Below are 15395 nucleotides of genomic sequence, written 5' to 3'. Positions count from 1 at the left end.
CGGTATTCGTTCCCCGTCACCCCCGCGCAAAGGCTTCGCCTTTGTCGCTGGAGGAGCGCGCAGCGCGTCTCGAAGGGTCGACGGCCACCAGCCGGGCCGTGCATCCTTCGAGACGCCGCTTCGCGGCTCCTCAGGATGACGGGGCGGGGTCCTTCAGTCGCCCTACAGCGGCAGTTCCGGCTCGCGGCGGGCGTTGCGGCGCGCGGTGGTGGCGGAGGCCGAGGTCGAGGAGCGCACGAAACTCCAGCGGATGGTGCCGGCCTGCCTCGCGTCCTGGCGGATCACGATCTGGGAGGTGCGGCGCGGGCCGTCATTGCCGGCCAGGAACACGCTGTCCTCGAGATCGACCTTGTCGTCCATCGCCTCGAAGGTCCAGACGTCGCGGTTGGGCAGCACCAGCATCACGCCGCGGGCATCCGACAGCCGGCTCGCCTTCACCGAAGGGTGCAAATGGAAACGCAGCGCGAAATCGGCCTCGCTGCCCTTGATGCGGCCGCCCGGCGCCGGCGACAGCGAATCCTCGCCCTCCAGCCGCGTGCCGTCCTGCGCGACCATCAGCACGCGGCGGTGGATCACGCCGAAGCGCGAGAGGTAGCCGTCATGCGAGGCGGTGAGCACGTCGCCGTCGGGAACGGCTTCGCGGTAGCTCTCGACATTGCTGGGCCCGCTGGTGATCGGCGCGCCGCGGAGCAGCCGCTTCATCGCCGACAGCTCGACGAACTGGCATGACGACGTATCGCGATAGGTCAGCGTCGAATGCGCCGCGGTGGAGCGCGCGAACGGCCGCCAATTGTCGCGGCCGGTGCTCGGCATGCCGCAATTGACGACGATGCGGCTCACCCCGGAGGAGAGCTCGAACGACAGGCAGCCGGCATGCGCGTCCTGGCTGACGCTTGCCGGCGGCGGCGGGCCGGTGTCGATGATCAACGCGGTGTTGCCGGCATCGAGCCGCTGAAAGCCGGTATGCGGCATGCTCGCCATCGGCACGCCGCGGGTGTCGTCATAGGCGAGCAGCGTCGCGACGAGATCGGACGGCGCGGTGCTCATGCCGTTGAACAGCGCGAAGCTGCCGTCGCCGTGCCGGAAGAAGCGCAGCATCGGCATCATGCGGTCGATGGCGTTGAGCAGCGCCGGCGGCGGCGCGATATTCCGCGCGGCAAAGGTCTGCCGCAGCGGCAGGAGATCGCTGAGCAGCTCGACCAGCGCGCCGGGATTGCGCGAGATGTGGCCGCCATCGGGCAGGATCTGGCGCTGCAATTCGTCGGACAGCCTGCGCGTCGCCGATTTGATGTTGCGCGCCTGGTTGGCGAGACAGAGCGAGGCGTAGCACAGCGCGATCAGCACCTGCAGGCGGGGAACGCCGTCATTGTCGAGCGTCGCGTGGCGCAGATAACGGATCTCGCGCGCCAGCCCACGCAGATATTTGCGGTAGAACTTTCCGTCGGTGTCGCCGAGCACGAGCGGCGCCTGCGACAACAGCGAGATCACCCGCCGCGCGCGCACATCGGCGCGGCGCTCCAGCGGCCGCTTGCGGGCCTGGTTGGAGATCCAGTCGTCGACCAGCGAGCGGGCGTTGGCGCGGGTCAGCGCGGTGTCGGCGGCGCGCAGATGGCGCAGCCAGCCGAAGCCGAGCAGGGCGGCTTCCCAATCCTCCGACGGCGGCTCGAGATCGAAGATCGAGCGGCCGTGGCAGGTGACGATCTTGCCGGCGAAAACGAATCGTCCAGCATAGATCTCGGCCGCGCGGGTGGCGTCGGCGGTCCGCAGATCGTGCGGGGCGATGATCAGCCGGTCGGTGCGGCCGGGCCAGAGCCGCGACAGCGCAACCGTGCTCCCGCTGGCGCGTGCAAGCATGCTGCGGGCAAAGCGGCCAGCAATCAGCGTCGAGATGCGTCTGCTTTGAGCGACCGACACGCCTAACCTTGCGGGGAGGGAATTTTCAACGAATCCTTATTTAATCCGGAAACGCGGCCAAGACACCTGCCAAGAAACCTGCCCAGACACCCTCTTGATACCGCACGAATCACTTCGAGCTTAGAGGACTGAAGTTTAAAATCAGGATTTAACCAGCCGGGCCGCGTAAAAGCCATCCAGCCCACCCAGCCGCGGGTCGGCGTTGGGCAAATGGCTCGGCAAAGTGCGCAGATCGCCGTCGGCGGTGATGATGTCGTCGAGGCCGGCGACCTCGCTCTTCTCGACCGGCGCACGGCGCAGGCCTGATTCGCTCGCCAGCAGCGCGGCGATCGCGTGCTCGCCTTCCTCCGGCTCCAGCGAGCAGGTGCAGTAGACCAGCGTGCCGCCGGGCTTCAGCAGATTGGTAGCCTTTTGCAGCAGCCGCTTCTGCAGCGCCGACAGCGCGGCGATGTCGGCTTCCTGCCGCAGCCAGGCGACGTCGGGATGGCGGCGGATGGTTCCCGTCGAGCTGCAGGGCGCATCGACCAGGATACCGTCGAAGCTTGCGGCCTCGGCGGGCCATTCGGCGGCGTCGGCAACGACGGTCTCGGCCTGCAAGGCCAGACGCGTGAGATTGTCGCGCAGCCGCGCCACGCGCGCCGGCGAGCGGTCGACCGCGGTGACGTGTGCGCCGGCCAGCGCGAGCTGGGCGGTCTTGCCGCCGGGCGCGGCGCAGAGATCCGCGACCGCCTTGTCCTTGATGTCGCCGAACAGCCGCACCGGCAGCGCCGCGGCGGCGTCCTGTACCCACCATTGGCCTTCGGCAAAGCCGGGCAGCATCGTGACGGAACCCTGCAGCAGCGTGCGCACGGTTCCCGTCGGCAGTATCTCGCCGTGCAGGCGGCTCGCCCATTGCGGCGCGTCAGACTTCACCGTGAGATCGAGCGACGGCTCGTGTCCGAGCGCAAGCGCCATCTCGCGCGCGGTGGCTTCGCCGTAATGCGCGTTCCAGCGCGCCAGCATCCATGGCGGCAGGTCCAGCGTTTGCGTGCTGATCTCGTCGATCAGGCCCTGGCCCTCGCGCGCGCAGCGGCGCAGCACGGCGTTGACGAGCCCGGCATATTTCGCGGCGCGCCGGTCGGATTGCACCAGCCGCACCGAGAGATCGACCGCGGCATGGTCAGGCACGTCCATCCAGAGAATCTGTGCCGCACCGATCAGAAGCGCGCTCTGCGCGCGCGGCGCATCGGTCGGGACGCCGCGGTCGAGCAGGCGCGACAGCAGGTGGCCCAGCGTGCCGAGCTTGCGCAGAATGGTCGACACCAGCCGGCGCATCAGCGCGCGGTCGCGATCGGCGAGCGATTTCAGGCCGGGATGCGCGCCGGCGCCGTCGAGCTGGTCGTCGAGCGTGCGGTGCTTGTGCAGCACGCCATCGAGGATGTCGGCCGCGATACGGCGGGCCGCGAGGCCGGGGACTTCGGCAGGTACTGCAAATCTTGAAGGAGGCATGAAGCGGAGATATCTCGAAGGTGCTGAGTTACATTCGGCTCATGCCCATCAACTCGAGACCACCTCTGGCATGCGAATATGCCAAATGTAAGAATCGGCTTGCGGGATTTTGCGATCGTGATGTCGTCACTGAGCCAGCACAGAGATACGAAATCCGCGGCGGAAGGTTTTGCCATGTCTGATAAATCGCCATCGTCGTCGCTGCCGGAGGCCGCTCTGCGCAAGCCGCTGACGCCGGCCGCGCAGCGCGCGCTCGCCGAGGCCGCGGCGCGGCGCAAGGCTGCCGAGGAGGCCGCCGCGCAGAACGCGGCCGCGCGGCCGAAGGAGTTCCAGGGTCCGAAGGGACCGGAACCGACGCGTTACGGCGATTGGGAGACCAAGGGCATCGCCTCGGACTTCTGAGAGTCTTGCCTGACGGCTCGACTCAGGCCAGTCTGGGAATATGTCCCCATACGAAAGAATAAATGCTTATCGTGGGACGGAACGTCCGCCCTTCCGCAGGCCTCCTTCACGAAGGTCGCCTTGGGGCCGACGCGTCTCGGCGGCGCTGCCATGGGTGTTCGTTCTCGGCATTGCCATCGGCAGCACGCTGCCGATCCGGCAATGGGTGCATCTGCCGCCGCATTGGTCGTTGAGCAGGTCTCGCGACGCCGACGTCATCTGGCAGCGGGCCGGCGCGCCCGACATCAGGCACAACGTTGATGTGATCAGGACGATCGACGGCGACACGTTCGAGGCGCGGGTGCATTTCTCGCCGGGCCCGGATCTGTACACGCGTGTCCGGCTGCGCGGCATCGACGCGCCGGAGCTGAAGGCATCCTGCGCGCGCGAACTGCAAATGGCGCAAGCGGCGACGGTGGCGCTGCGCGACCTGCTCGGCCAGGGCGAAGTCGCGATCTACAATGTCGGTCCAGACAAATATCAGGGCCGCGTCGTCGCCGACGTCGCAACCAGGAAGACCGACAACGTCTCGGGCGCGCTGCTCGCCGCCGGCCATGCCCGGGCCTACAATGGCGGGCACCGGTTCGGCTGGTGCGGATATTTCGCCCGCTAGGCGAGATGAGATTGGTTGAATCGGCTTGCCGCGGTTTCGATTCACCTCTCCCCGTCGGGGAGAGGTCGGATGCGCCTGGCGATGCGAAGCATCGTCCAGTGCAATCCGGGTGAGGGCTCTTGCTCTCTCGATAGACCGTAACCCCTCACCCGATTTGCTGCGCAAATCGACCTCTCCCATGGGAGAGGTGAACCGCCGATGCCGATCCAGCTTAACTTGATCTCCTCATGCTTCGGGCACCAGCGATCACATCCGGCAGCTTCCGCAAACAAAAAGCCGCGCAGTTGCGCGGCTTTTCTATCGGCGAAGCGTTCTGCCTGATCAGCGGGTGACGACGACCGTCGTGCCGATCTCGACGCGCGAATAGAGGTCAGTGATGTCGGTGTTGAGCATGCGGATGCAGCCGTAGGAGACGAAGCCGCCGACCGAGCCCGGCACGTTGGTGCCGTGGATCGCATATTCGCCGCCGGCCAGCGTCATCGCCGCGACGCCCATCGGGTTGTGCGGCGAGCCGCCGGCGATCACGTTCGGAATGCTCGGCTTGTCGCGCTTGACCTCGGCGGGCGGCGACCAGGCCGGGTTGCGATATTTGCCGTCGATCTTCGTGGTGCCGGCCCACTGCTTGCCGGACTTGCCGACGCCGACCGGGTAACGCATCGCGTGGCCGGAATCGAGAATGAGATAGAGCCGCCGTTCGTTGGTCTTCACCACGATGGTGCCCGGCTCGTAATTATCGGCGTGGATTCCGACCATTTCCGGCCGCGCTTCGGCCGTCTGCGACATCACAACAACGGCACCAAGGGTGGCAGCCAGCGCCACCGCAAACTTCATCGACATCAACCTCTCCACTTCCCAACAGCTCCCGCGAGGAAGCCAAAAACGAAGATGCAGAGCCCTTGAAAAACCGGGCCTGCCGGTCTCACGCACGCAACATTAACTGCGTGTGTTAACCGGGTGGTTTCACACCGGCCGCGAGACACGTCCTGATGGCGCGGAGAAAAGGAAAAGTTCGGATTAAAGTAAATGACCTGAAAACAACACTTGGCCACAAACACGCCTCAATCGCGCCATGCCTCTGACAATCCCGTGAAGCGGCCCGTTGCGGGAAAAGGAAAGGGCCGCGGCGGTGATCGCGCGCGGCCCTTCCTCGGTTTTCTGATTTTGCTGCTGCTTTTCCTACGCCGGCGCGCCCTTCTTGTTCTGGCGGTTCTGCACGAGGTCGTCGACCACGGCCGGATCGGCCAGGGTCGAGGTGTCGCCGAGGCTCGACGGTTCGTCCTCGGCGATCTTGCGCAGGATGCGGCGCATGATCTTGCCGGAGCGCGTCTTCGGCAGGCCGGGCGCGAACTGGATCAGGTCCGGCGAGGCGATCGGGCCGATGTCCTTGCGGACCCAGGCGACCAGTTCCTTGCGCAGGGCTTCGGTCGGCTCGGTGCCCTTCATCAGCGTGACATAGGCGTAGATGCCCTGGCCCTTGATGTCGTGCGGATAGCCGACCACGGCGGCTTCCGACACCGCCTCATGCGCCACCAGCGAGCTCTCGACCTCGGCGGTGCCCATGCGATGGCCGGAGACGTTGATGACGTCGTCGACGCGGCCGGTGATCCAGTAATAGCCGTCGGCATCGCGCCGGCAGCCGTCGCCGGTGAAATACTTGTTCTTGTAGGTCGAGAAATAGGTCTGCTCGAACCGCGCATGGTCGCCATAGACCGTGCGCATCTGGCCCGGCCATGATTTGGTCAGGCAGAGATTGCCCGAGGTCTCGCCGTCCAGCGTCTTGCCGTCGGCATCGACGATCTCAGGCACCACACCGAAGAACGGCCGTGTCGCCGAACCGGGCTTCAGCTTGGTCGCGCCGGGCAGCGGCGTGATCAGGATGCCGCCGGTCTCGGTCTGCCACCAGGTGTCGACGATCGGGCAGCGGTCGTCGCCGACCACGCGGTAATACCACTCCCAGGCTTCCGGATTGATCGGCTCGCCGACCGAGCCGAGCAGGCGCAGCGATTTGCGCGAGGTCTTCTTCACCGGCTCGTCGCCGCCCTGCATCAGGGCGCGGATCGCGGTCGGCGCGGTGTAGAAGATGTTGACCTTGTGCTTGTCGACCACGTTCCAGAAGCGGGAGTTGTCCGGGTAGTTCGGCACGCCCTCGAACATCAGCGTGGTCGCGCCGTTACAGAGCGGCCCGTAGAGAATGTAGCTGTGGCCGGTGACCCAGCCGACGTCGGCGGTGCACCAGTAGATGTCGCCGTCGTGATAATCGAACACGTATTGATGCGTCATCGACGCAAACACGAGATAGCCGGCCGAGGTGTGCAGCACGCCCTTCGGCGTGCCGGTCGAGCCCGAGGTGTAGAGGATGAACAGCGGGTCTTCCGCGTGCATGTGCTCGACCGGGCATTCCGTCGTCACCATCTCGGCGGCCTCGTGATACCAGAGGTCGCGGGTCGGGTTCATGTCGATCTTGCCGCCGGTGCGCTTCACCACCACGACCCAGTCGACGCCGCCGGAATCCTTAGAGTCGATCTTGGCGATGGCGGCATCGACATTGGCCTTCAGCGGCACCTTCCTGCCGCCGCGCAGGCCCTCGTCGGCGGTGATCACCACCTTCGAGTCGCAATCCTCGATGCGTTGCGCGAGGCTGTCCGGCGAGAAACCGCCGAACACCACCGAATGAATCGCGCCGATCCGCGCGCAGGCCAGCATGGCGTAGGCCGCTTCCGGAATCATCGGCAGATAGATCGTGACGCGGTCGCCCCTCTTGACGTTCCGCGTGCGCAGGATGTTGGCCATCTTGCAGACTTCGTCGTGCAGCTGGCGGTAGGTGATGTGCCTGGATTCGGAGGGATCGTCGCCCTCCCAGATGATCGCGGTCTGGTCGCCGCGCTTCTCGAGATGGCGGTCGATGCAGTTCCAGGCGACGTTCAGCACGCCATCCTCGAACCATTTGATCGAGATGTTGCCGGGCGCGAAGGAGACATTCTCGACCTTGGTGTAGGGCTTGATCCAGTCGATCCGCTTGCCGTGCTCGCCCCAGAAGCCGTTGGGGTCCTTGACCGAGTGCGCGTACATCTCGCGATATTTGGCGTCATCGATATAGGCGCGCTTGGCCCAGTCGGCCGACACGTCATAGATCTTCTCGGACATCATTTTCCTCCGCTCATTGCCGATCGCAAACAACGCGGCGGCAAGCCGTCTTGATCATTGCCGCGATTATGCGTTGCCGCATTCCGGCCCGGCAAGGAAAAAGGACTGTCACTTTCGTCGCGTCGAAGCCGTCGGTTGTCCGCCGGCTTCCGCTTTTGACAAGACGGCTTACCGCAACGCGTCGACGAGAGAAACCTATGCGCCATCGCTTGCTCGGGGTCACTGGTCTCTTGGTCGTAGTGGTGTGGTCCTCTGCGCCGTTCGCCGCCACCGCGGCAGTGTCGCGCGCAATGACGATACGCTGACGCCGATTTTGATGGAGGGCTTCAGGCACAAATGAATGAATTTCGGACGCTGCGGCGAGAGCTGCGTCAATACGTTCGTGACCGCGTAGTCCTCGGTTGCGGCCAGCGGTTGGACCGGCCCGTGGCTGCCGAACTCGAGCCGCGCCCCGGCGGGAGCAGCGCGCGAAAGGGCAGGGTTGCTGACCCGACCTGGGGACCGCGGTGGACCGAGGGCGGCGTTCAAACGCCGGTTTCCGGCACCGCGCTCGCGTCATTTTATCCGATCCCGGGCAGCCCAAAATCAACGTTAGCGGGCGAATGGCACCCATGAAAGGTAATTTGGCACCGTCAATAACTGATTCGCGACTCGCAATGTCGGCGCCGACGCCCTAAATCGCGTTTCCGAGGCCAGACGGCCCACCGGAACGAAGCCCGAAGCAACGGCATTACCGGGAGAACAGCGGAACAAGGCGTCTTGCGAGTATGATGGATCAGCAGAATATCGCGGCTGTGCGGCCCGTTTCCGCCGATCCCGCTGTCGCCTTGGCAAAGGCACTGGGCCAGTGGCCAAAGCAGACGCCACGCGCAAAGCTGCGATCGCCGTCAACACTCAAGCTCGACGCCCCCGCCGCCATCAGAACAACGGTTGAAGAGCTGGCGCGCGATCTGGGCCTGCGGCTCGGCGACCAGAACGAGCTGACCATCCGCCGCATCAAGCGCGGCAAGACCTATTCATTCGTCCGTGCCAATGGCTCGCGGGTCCGCGATGCGCGCACCATCCGCCGGCTGCACGCGATGGCGGTTCCGCCGGCCTATCGCCAGGTGCGCTATTCCAGCGATCCGAGCTCGCATCTGCAGGCGGTCGGCCGCGATGCTGCGGGCCGGCTGCAATATCGCTATCACGCCGACTGGGAGAAGGTTCGCGAGCAGCGCAAGGCGCATCGCCTGGCCAAGCTGGTGGCCGCGCTGCCGAAGATCCGGCGCAAGGTCTCGGCGTTTCTGTCCGGAGACGAGCCGACGCGCGAGTTCGCGCTGTCGGCGGTGATCGAGCTGATCGCGCGCACCGCGATCCGGCCCGGCAACGAATCCTATGCGCGCCTCAACGGCACCCGCGGCGCCACCACGCTGTTGAAGTCCAACGTCACGCTGGAGGACGACTCCCTGGTGCTGACCTTCAAGGCCAAGGGCGGCAAGGCCGTGCGCAAGGAATGCGATGCGGCCAAGCTGGTGCGTGCGATCGGCATCCTGCGCGGCGTCCCGGGCAAGCGCATGTTTCAGTATTACGACCGCTCCGGCGTGGTGCGGGCCGCCTCGACCACGGCGGTGAACGCGTTCCTGCGCGAGATCGCCGGCATCAAGATCTCGCTGAAGGATTTCCGCACCCTGATGGCGTCGGCGGTCGTCGTGGAATCGCTGTCGCGGATCACGCCGGCCACCAGCCAGCGCGGCCGCAAGCGCCAGGTGCTGGACGCGATCCGCGCCGCCGCCGACCAGCTGTCCAACACGCCGGCGATCTGCCGCAAGAGCTATGTCCACGACACCATCGTCACCGCCTTCGAGGACGGCATCCTCGAACGCTTCGCCGCGACGATGGGAGGCTACCGCACCCAGTCCAAGCGCGAGCAATTGCTGGCGCAGGTGGTGATGGCGGCGGGGGCGTAAGCTCCGCATCCTCCATCGTCGTCCCGGCGAAGGCCGGGACCCATTACCCCAAATGCTGGTTGTTGAGACGAGCTGTGGCCACAGCGCGCGCCAATCATGCGCAGCGGTGGTTATGGGTCCCGGCCTTCGCCGGGACGACAGCCGCTACAGCCCACCCATCTTGCAGACCATCTTCCATTCTTCCGCGGTCACCGGCTGCACCGAAAGCCGCGAATATTTCACCAGCGCCATGTCGGCGAGCTTCTTGTCCGCCTTGATCGCCGCCATCGTCACCGGCGTCTTCAGCGGCTTGTCGGCCTTGATGTCAACGCAGACGAACTTGCCGGTCTTGTCGGTCGGGTCGGGATAGGCTTCGTTGATGATCTCGGCGATGCCGACGATCTCCTTGCCCTCGTTGGAATGATAGAAGAACGCCTTGTCGCCCTTCTTCATGTTGACGAGATTCTGCCGTGCCGTGAAGTTGCGCACGCCGGTCCAGGCTTCGCCCTTCGCGCCCTTGGCGACCTGATGGTCCCAGGACCAGACCGACGGTTCGGATTTCACCAGCCAGTAATTCATCGCAACTCACCCCGTTCGATTGCGCTGCAATCTACAGCGACGCGGATGCCCGCGACAAGCACGGGCACCCGATCCAAAGCGTTTTCAAGCGAAGCCTGTCCCGCACTTGATGCGGGATGGATGCCGGTTCGCGTGAAGAAAACGCGTCAAATCAAGAAGCGCAGCACCTACTGTTTCAAATATCGATCGAAGAACCTGGCGATGTCGGTGAACGCCTCCTTCGTCTCGGGCGCGTCGACGTTGAACTGGTATTGGGCGTGCGACTGCCCCTCATAGACATTGAGATCGGCGATCACGCCGGCGCGGCGCAATTTGCGATGTGTGCGAACCGTGTTGCTGAGGAACAGATCGCGCGTGCCCGATGTCAGGATGGTCGGCGGGAAGCCCTTGAAGTCACCATAGATCGGCGAAATGTAGGGATTTTTCAGGCTGGTGCCGTTTGCATAAAGCTTCGCGGCGCGGCCGAGCCAGCCATCCCAGGTCACCAGCACATTGTCGACCCACTCATTGCTCGCGTAGCTGTCGCCGATCTTGTCGATATCGGACCATGGCGTGCCCGGCGCGATGGCGGCGGGCAGCGGCAGCTTCTCGTCCCTGGCCCGCAGCACCATCGCGAGCGTCATCGCGCCGCCGGTCGAGGTGCCGAAGATCGCCAGCCGGCGGTGTTCGTGCGATTTCAGAACTTCCTTCCAGACCGCCATCGCGTCGTCCATCGCGGCCGGATAGGGGAAGTCCGGCGGCATCCGGTAGTCGACCGAGATCACCTTGTAGCCGCCAAAGCCCGCCATCATGATGGCTTCCGGCAACGCGGCTTCGCCGGGACCGAACACGTAACCACCGCCATGGACGTGGATCAGCAGGCGTCGCCGGTTCTCGAGCGCGATCTTGTTCGGGGTCACGATGTAGCAGTGCACGCCGGCAAGCCTGGTTTCCTCGACCTTGACGCCGAGCTTCGCCTTCAGCGCCGGAATACCCGCGATCAGAAGCTTGGCGCGGCGATCGATCAACTCCTTCCATTCCGCCGGGGTTTTGGGGTCGGCATTGAAATGCGGCGGATAGGGCGCGCCGATCATTGCCTGCATCTCGGCAGACACGTCGGCGGTTGGATTGCCGATCGATTTGAGCGGCGCGACCCGCTTGCCATCTTCGGCGTTCGCCGCAGCCTCGCGCTTGGCGAGTTCGTCATATGAGGCTGCGGTCTGGGCGCGGGCGGTGGCGCAAGAGGTGGCGACGGCGAGTGCAAGGCTGATCGAGAGGAGGCTGAGCGAAACGATGGCGCGTTGCGGTTGACGCATGGGTTTTCCCTTGGGATCCGCCTTTCGATGGTTCGACCGGGATCCGACGGTTCGCCGCCACGCTAGTACAGCGTCTTCAGGACGTGAAGGGCGGCCTGCCACCCCGATGCGGGGCCGTTATTCCGACTTCGATTGCTGTGAATTCCGGAATGGTCTCTGCCGCAATCCGGCGATTGTGCCGAAGCGCTTCTTCGTGACATCGGTGGTGGCTCGCCTACAGGAGATCATCACATGCTTCTGAATCGCCGGTCCTTCACGGCTCTGACCGCAGCTTCGGTTACCGTAGCGGTGCTGTCGGACCAGGCGCGCGCCGCGGCGCGCTCGTCATTCAAGGCGATCGCCTTCGACGGCTTCCCGATCATCGATTCGCGTCCGGTGTTCGCGCGGGTGGAAGAGATGTTTCCAGGCAAGGGTGCCGAGTTGAGCGCCTCCTGGCGCATTCGGCAGTTCGAGTATGGCTGGCTCAGGACCCTTGGCGGCCGCTACACCGATTTCTGGCGCGTCACCGAGGACGCGCTGATCTTCGCAGCCAGAGCAATGAAGATCGAATTGTCATCGGAGCAACGCGAGCGTCTGATGCAGACGTATCTGGAGCTCAAGGCGTGGCCTGACGCGGAGCCCGCGCTGCGGCAGCTTTGTGACGCAGGCGTCCGCATGGCGTTCCTGTCCAATCTCACCGCACCGATGCTCGATGCCGTCATCAGAAACTCCGGGCTTGAGGGGCTGTTCGAGGCTCACCTCTCGACCGACAGGGTCCAGGCCTTCAAGCCCGACGCCCGCGCCTACCGGATGGGTGTCGACGCGTTCGGGCTGCGCAAAGAGGAGATCGTCTTTGCGGCGTTCGCGGGCTGGGATGTGGCTGGAGCGAAGTGGTTCGGCTACCCAACCTTCTGGGTCAATCGCAGCCATGCGATCGTCGAGGAGCTTGGCGTTGTGCCCGACGGAACGGGATCCGGATTGAACGATCTCGTCGCCTTCGTGACCGCGTGACATGCGTTACTCGGCCTTGAACGGCCGTGTCAGCAGGCCTTCGATCGCGGCGTCGACGGTCAGCCGGTCGCCCAGGATCGCGGCGACCGCGTTTGACACCGGCATGTCGACCTTCTGCGCGGCGGCGAGCTCGCACAGCACCGGTGCGGTGAACGCGCCTTCGGCAAGCTTGCCGACCGGTGCGGCTTCGCCGCGTCCGAGCGCGAGCCCGAGCGCGAAGTTGCGCGATTGCGCGGTCGAGCAGCTGAGCAGCAGATCGCCCAATCCCGACAGGCCTGAGAGGGTTTCGGTGCGGGCGCCGCAGGCGCGGCCCAATCTTGCGAGCTCGCTGAAGCCGCGCGTGGTCAGCGCGGCGAGCGCGGAGGCGCCGAGATTCTTGCCGACCACGATGCCGGCGGCGATCGCCAGCACGTTCTTGGCCGCGCCGCCGATCTCGACGCCGCGCACGTCGGTGGTGTGATAGGGCCGGAAGGTCGCCGAGCCGAGCGCCTGGACCAGCGCGCGTGCGAGCGCTTCGTCCCTGGTGGCCAGCGTGACCGCGGTCGGCAGTCCGCGCGCGACGTCGTCGGCAAAGCTCGGCCCCGACAGGATCGCGGGCACGGCGCGCGGCGCGGCTTCCGCGATCACCTCGGTCATGAATTTGTGCGTGCCGTGCTCGATGCCCTTGGCGCAGGCGACGACAGGCGTGTCGGGTTTGAGATGCGGCGCAAGATGCCCGACCGCCGCGCGCAAATGCTGCGCCGGGGTCACGGCCAGGATGATGTCGGCGCGTGCGGCGGCGGCGATGTCCGACGTCACAGCGATGCCGGGATGAAGCTGGACACCAGCCAGCCGCGGATTGACCCGCGTCGCCTGGATTTGCGCGGCATGCTCGGCGTTGCGCGCATACAGCGTCACCTTGCGCCCGGCGCGCGCCGCGACATCGGCCAATGCCGTGCCCCAGGCGCCGGCTCCGATCACGCTGACTGACATATGCGCGGGCATCGGAACCCTCAGTTCAATACGCAGCGCGGCTGTTGGCGTAGCCGGCCGGCGCCTTGGCGTTGGCGTCGAGCAGCCAGCGCGCGCGCGGCGGCGCCTCCATCGTGTCGGTGAGGCCAAGCGCCATCCGTTCGGCGCCGGCCCAGGCGATCATCGCGCCATTGTCGGTGCAGAGCGCCGGCGGCGGGATGATCAGCGTGGTCTGCGCCTTCGCCGCAACCTCCTGCAGCGCGCTCCGGATGGCATGGTTGGCGGCGACGCCCCCGGCCGCGACCAGCGCGCGCGGCGTGCCGAACCGCTCCTGAAACAGCTTTAGGCCGACGCTCAAGCGGTCCGCGGTCGATTCCAGCACCGCGGCCTGGAAGCTCGCGCAGAGATCGCTGACGTCCTGCGGCTCGAGCGGCTCCAGCCGGCTGGCTGCATTGCGCACCGCCGTCTTCAGTCCCGAGAGCGAGAAATTGGCATCGGGGCGGCCGAGCATCGGGCGGGGAAAGGCAAACCGCGTCGGGTCGCCGCCGGCCGCCGCGCGCTCGACCTCCGGTCCGCCGGGATAGGGCAGCGACAGCATCTTCGCCACCTTGTCGAACGCCTCGCCCATCGCGTCGTCGACCGTGGTGCCGAGCCGCACATATTCACCGACGCCGACCACGGCGACGATCTGGGTGTGTCCGCCCGAGGCCAGGAACAGGCAGTAGGGAAACGCCAGCGCGCAGGTCAGCCGCGGCGTCAGCGCGTGCGCCTCGAGATGGTTCACCGCGATCAGGGGCGTGTCGTGCACCATCGCGATCGCCTTCGCGGTGGTGAGACCGACGATCACGCCGCCGATCAGGCCGGGGCCCGCGGCTGCCGCGACCGCCGACAATTGTCCGTAGCCGACGCCGGCCTCCTTCATCGCGGAGGCGACGATGCCGTCGAGCAGGTCGACATGGGCGCGCGCCGCGATCTCCGGCACCACGCCGCCGAAGCGGGCGTGCTCGTCGGTCTGCGAGCGCACCACGTTGGAGAGGATTTTCGCCTGCCCGTCGGCCTGGCGCTCGACCACGGCGGCCGCGGTTTCATCGCAGGTGGTCTCGATCCCCAGCACCAGCATCGGCGGTTCGTGTCCCAATTTCGGCCCTTGTGCTACGAGCATGATCCGGACAGGCCGGAACCGGTTTCCGGCAAGATGATGCTCATCAAAATGTCCGCTCCGGGGTAGCATTGCGAGGTCTTAAAGTGCAATCGGTCGCCAACGTCCAATTTATACGGCTGGAGGCCTGAAACCCTGACAATCCTTGTCACACGACCGCATCCGGATAATGACGCGACCCTCGCGACGCTGCGCCAGCGCGGCTTTGACGCCCTGTCGGCGCCGGTGCTGCGCTTCGAGCCGGTGCCGTTCCGCGGCGACGACAATGCGGATTATGATGCCGTCATCCTGACCAGCGCCAATGCGCTGCGCGCGGTCGACCTCGCTGGCAGCCCGCTGTTGCGGCTGCCGCTGTTTGCGGTCGGCGCGCACACCGCCGATGCGGCGCGCGCCGCGGGCTTCGACAAGGTGATCGTGGCGAAGGGCGATGCAGTCTCGCTGCGCGACCTCGTGCTGGCACGGGTCGAGGCCGGCGAACTCGACGCATCGGCGACGCTGCTCTATCTCGCCGGCGCCGACCTGTCGCGCGATCTTGCGGGCGAGCTCGGCGAGCGCGGGCTCAGCGTCGTCACCCACACCACCTACCGGATGGTGCCGGTGGCGGGCTTCCCGAGGGAAGTCAGCGACGCCTTCATGGCGAACCGGATCACCGCGGTGCTGCACTATTCCCGCCGTAGCGCGCAGGCCTTCCTGGACACGGTCCGCGCCGACGGAATCGAGATTTCGGCGCTCGCCTTGCCGCAATGCTGCATCTCGGCGGCCGTCGCCGCGGTGCTTCATGACGCCGGCGCGACCAAGGTGGTGGTGGCGGCGCGGCCCGACGAAAATGCCCTGCTGGAGGCGCTCGGCCGCACCCTGCGGCCGTGACCGGAATAATTCTTTCGTTTGACCATGAT

The 15395-nt window shown here is 65.9% G+C and carries 13 protein-coding genes; 5 read left to right on the top strand and 8 right to left on the bottom strand.

Translation table 11 applies throughout. The annotated features are described in order from the left end of the window. Nucleotides 1–162: 162 nt before the first annotated feature. Together JEY66_RS42765 and JEY66_RS42760 are read right to left on the bottom strand one after the other, a co-directional pair. Nucleotides 163–1914: a heparinase II/III family protein gene (locus JEY66_RS42765; protein WP_038378436.1), complete on the bottom strand. Its 1752-nt coding sequence runs from the start codon at nt 1912–1914 to the stop codon at nt 163–165. 141 nt (nt 1915–2055) lie between these two features. Next, complete coding sequence (locus tag JEY66_RS42760) at nt 2056–3402, bottom strand: RsmB/NOP family class I SAM-dependent RNA methyltransferase (protein ID WP_026192073.1); 1347 nt, start codon at nt 3400–3402, stop codon at nt 2056–2058. 174 nt (nt 3403–3576) lie between these two features. On the opposite strand from JEY66_RS42760, the gene JEY66_RS42755 reads away from it, so the two are divergent. Both JEY66_RS42755 and JEY66_RS42750 read left to right on the top strand, forming a co-directional pair. Next, nucleotides 3577–3804, top strand: coding sequence for a DUF1674 domain-containing protein (locus JEY66_RS42755; protein ID WP_026192074.1), 228 nt, complete (start codon nt 3577–3579; stop codon nt 3802–3804). A gap of 154 nt (nt 3805–3958) precedes the next feature. Further along, nucleotides 3959–4456, top strand: a complete 498-nt coding sequence (locus JEY66_RS42750) for a thermonuclease family protein (protein WP_016844859.1) — start codon at nt 3959–3961, stop codon at nt 4454–4456. Between the two features lie 321 nt (nt 4457–4777). On the opposite strand, the gene JEY66_RS42745 is transcribed toward JEY66_RS42750, so the two are convergent. After that, nucleotides 4778–5293: a L,D-transpeptidase gene (locus JEY66_RS42745; RefSeq protein ID WP_026192075.1), complete on the bottom strand. Its 516-nt coding sequence runs from the start codon at nt 5291–5293 to the stop codon at nt 4778–4780. Between the two features lie 339 nt (nt 5294–5632). Continuing rightward, complete coding sequence (gene acs / locus JEY66_RS42740; protein ID WP_129964799.1) at nt 5633–7600, bottom strand: acetate--CoA ligase; 1968 nt, start codon at nt 7598–7600, stop codon at nt 5633–5635. A gap of 767 nt (nt 7601–8367) precedes the next feature. Between acs and JEY66_RS42735 the strand changes: the two genes are divergently transcribed. Beyond that, complete coding sequence (locus tag JEY66_RS42735; RefSeq protein ID WP_016844862.1) at nt 8368–9546, top strand: DNA topoisomerase IB; 1179 nt, start codon at nt 8368–8370, stop codon at nt 9544–9546. A 144-nt stretch (nt 9547–9690) separates the two neighbouring features. On the opposite strand, the gene JEY66_RS42730 is transcribed toward JEY66_RS42735, so the two are convergent. Both JEY66_RS42730 and JEY66_RS42725 read right to left on the bottom strand, forming a co-directional pair. Further along, entirely contained in the window at nt 9691–10104 is a 414-nt protein-coding gene (locus tag JEY66_RS42730) for an EVE domain-containing protein (RefSeq protein ID WP_016844863.1), read from the bottom strand. A 167-nt stretch (nt 10105–10271) separates the two neighbouring features. Then, nucleotides 10272–11399: an alpha/beta hydrolase gene (locus JEY66_RS42725; RefSeq protein WP_016844864.1), complete on the bottom strand. Its 1128-nt coding sequence runs from the start codon at nt 11397–11399 to the stop codon at nt 10272–10274. A 231-nt stretch (nt 11400–11630) separates the two neighbouring features. On the opposite strand from JEY66_RS42725, the gene JEY66_RS42720 reads away from it, so the two are divergent. Continuing rightward, on the top strand, nt 11631–12389 hold the full coding sequence (locus JEY66_RS42720; RefSeq protein WP_016844865.1) for a haloacid dehalogenase type II: 759 nt from the start codon (nt 11631–11633) through the stop codon (nt 12387–12389). 6 nt (nt 12390–12395) lie between these two features. Here the strand turns inward: JEY66_RS42720 and JEY66_RS42715 are convergent, their stop codons facing one another. Further along, a complete protein-coding gene (locus JEY66_RS42715; protein ID WP_026192076.1) occupies nt 12396–13373 on the bottom strand; it encodes an NAD(P)H-dependent glycerol-3-phosphate dehydrogenase in 978 nt (325 codons plus the stop codon). A 13-nt stretch (nt 13374–13386) separates the two neighbouring features. Next, a complete protein-coding gene (tsaD, locus tag JEY66_RS42710) occupies nt 13387–14460 on the bottom strand; it encodes a tRNA (adenosine(37)-N6)-threonylcarbamoyltransferase complex transferase subunit TsaD (protein ID WP_018269350.1) in 1074 nt (357 codons plus the stop codon). A gap of 174 nt (nt 14461–14634) precedes the next feature. Between tsaD and JEY66_RS42705 the strand changes: the two genes are divergently transcribed. Further along, complete coding sequence (locus JEY66_RS42705; RefSeq protein ID WP_026192077.1) at nt 14635–15366, top strand: uroporphyrinogen-III synthase; 732 nt, start codon at nt 14635–14637, stop codon at nt 15364–15366. The last annotated feature ends 29 nt before the right edge of the window (nt 15367–15395 follow it).

It is taken from the genome of Bradyrhizobium elkanii USDA 76, from assembly GCF_023278185.1.
Classification (GTDB): domain Bacteria; phylum Pseudomonadota; class Alphaproteobacteria; order Rhizobiales; family Xanthobacteraceae; genus Bradyrhizobium; species Bradyrhizobium elkanii.
The sequence above is the reverse complement of the archived record's forward strand: the minus strand, read 5'-3'. Positions and strand labels throughout refer to the sequence as shown.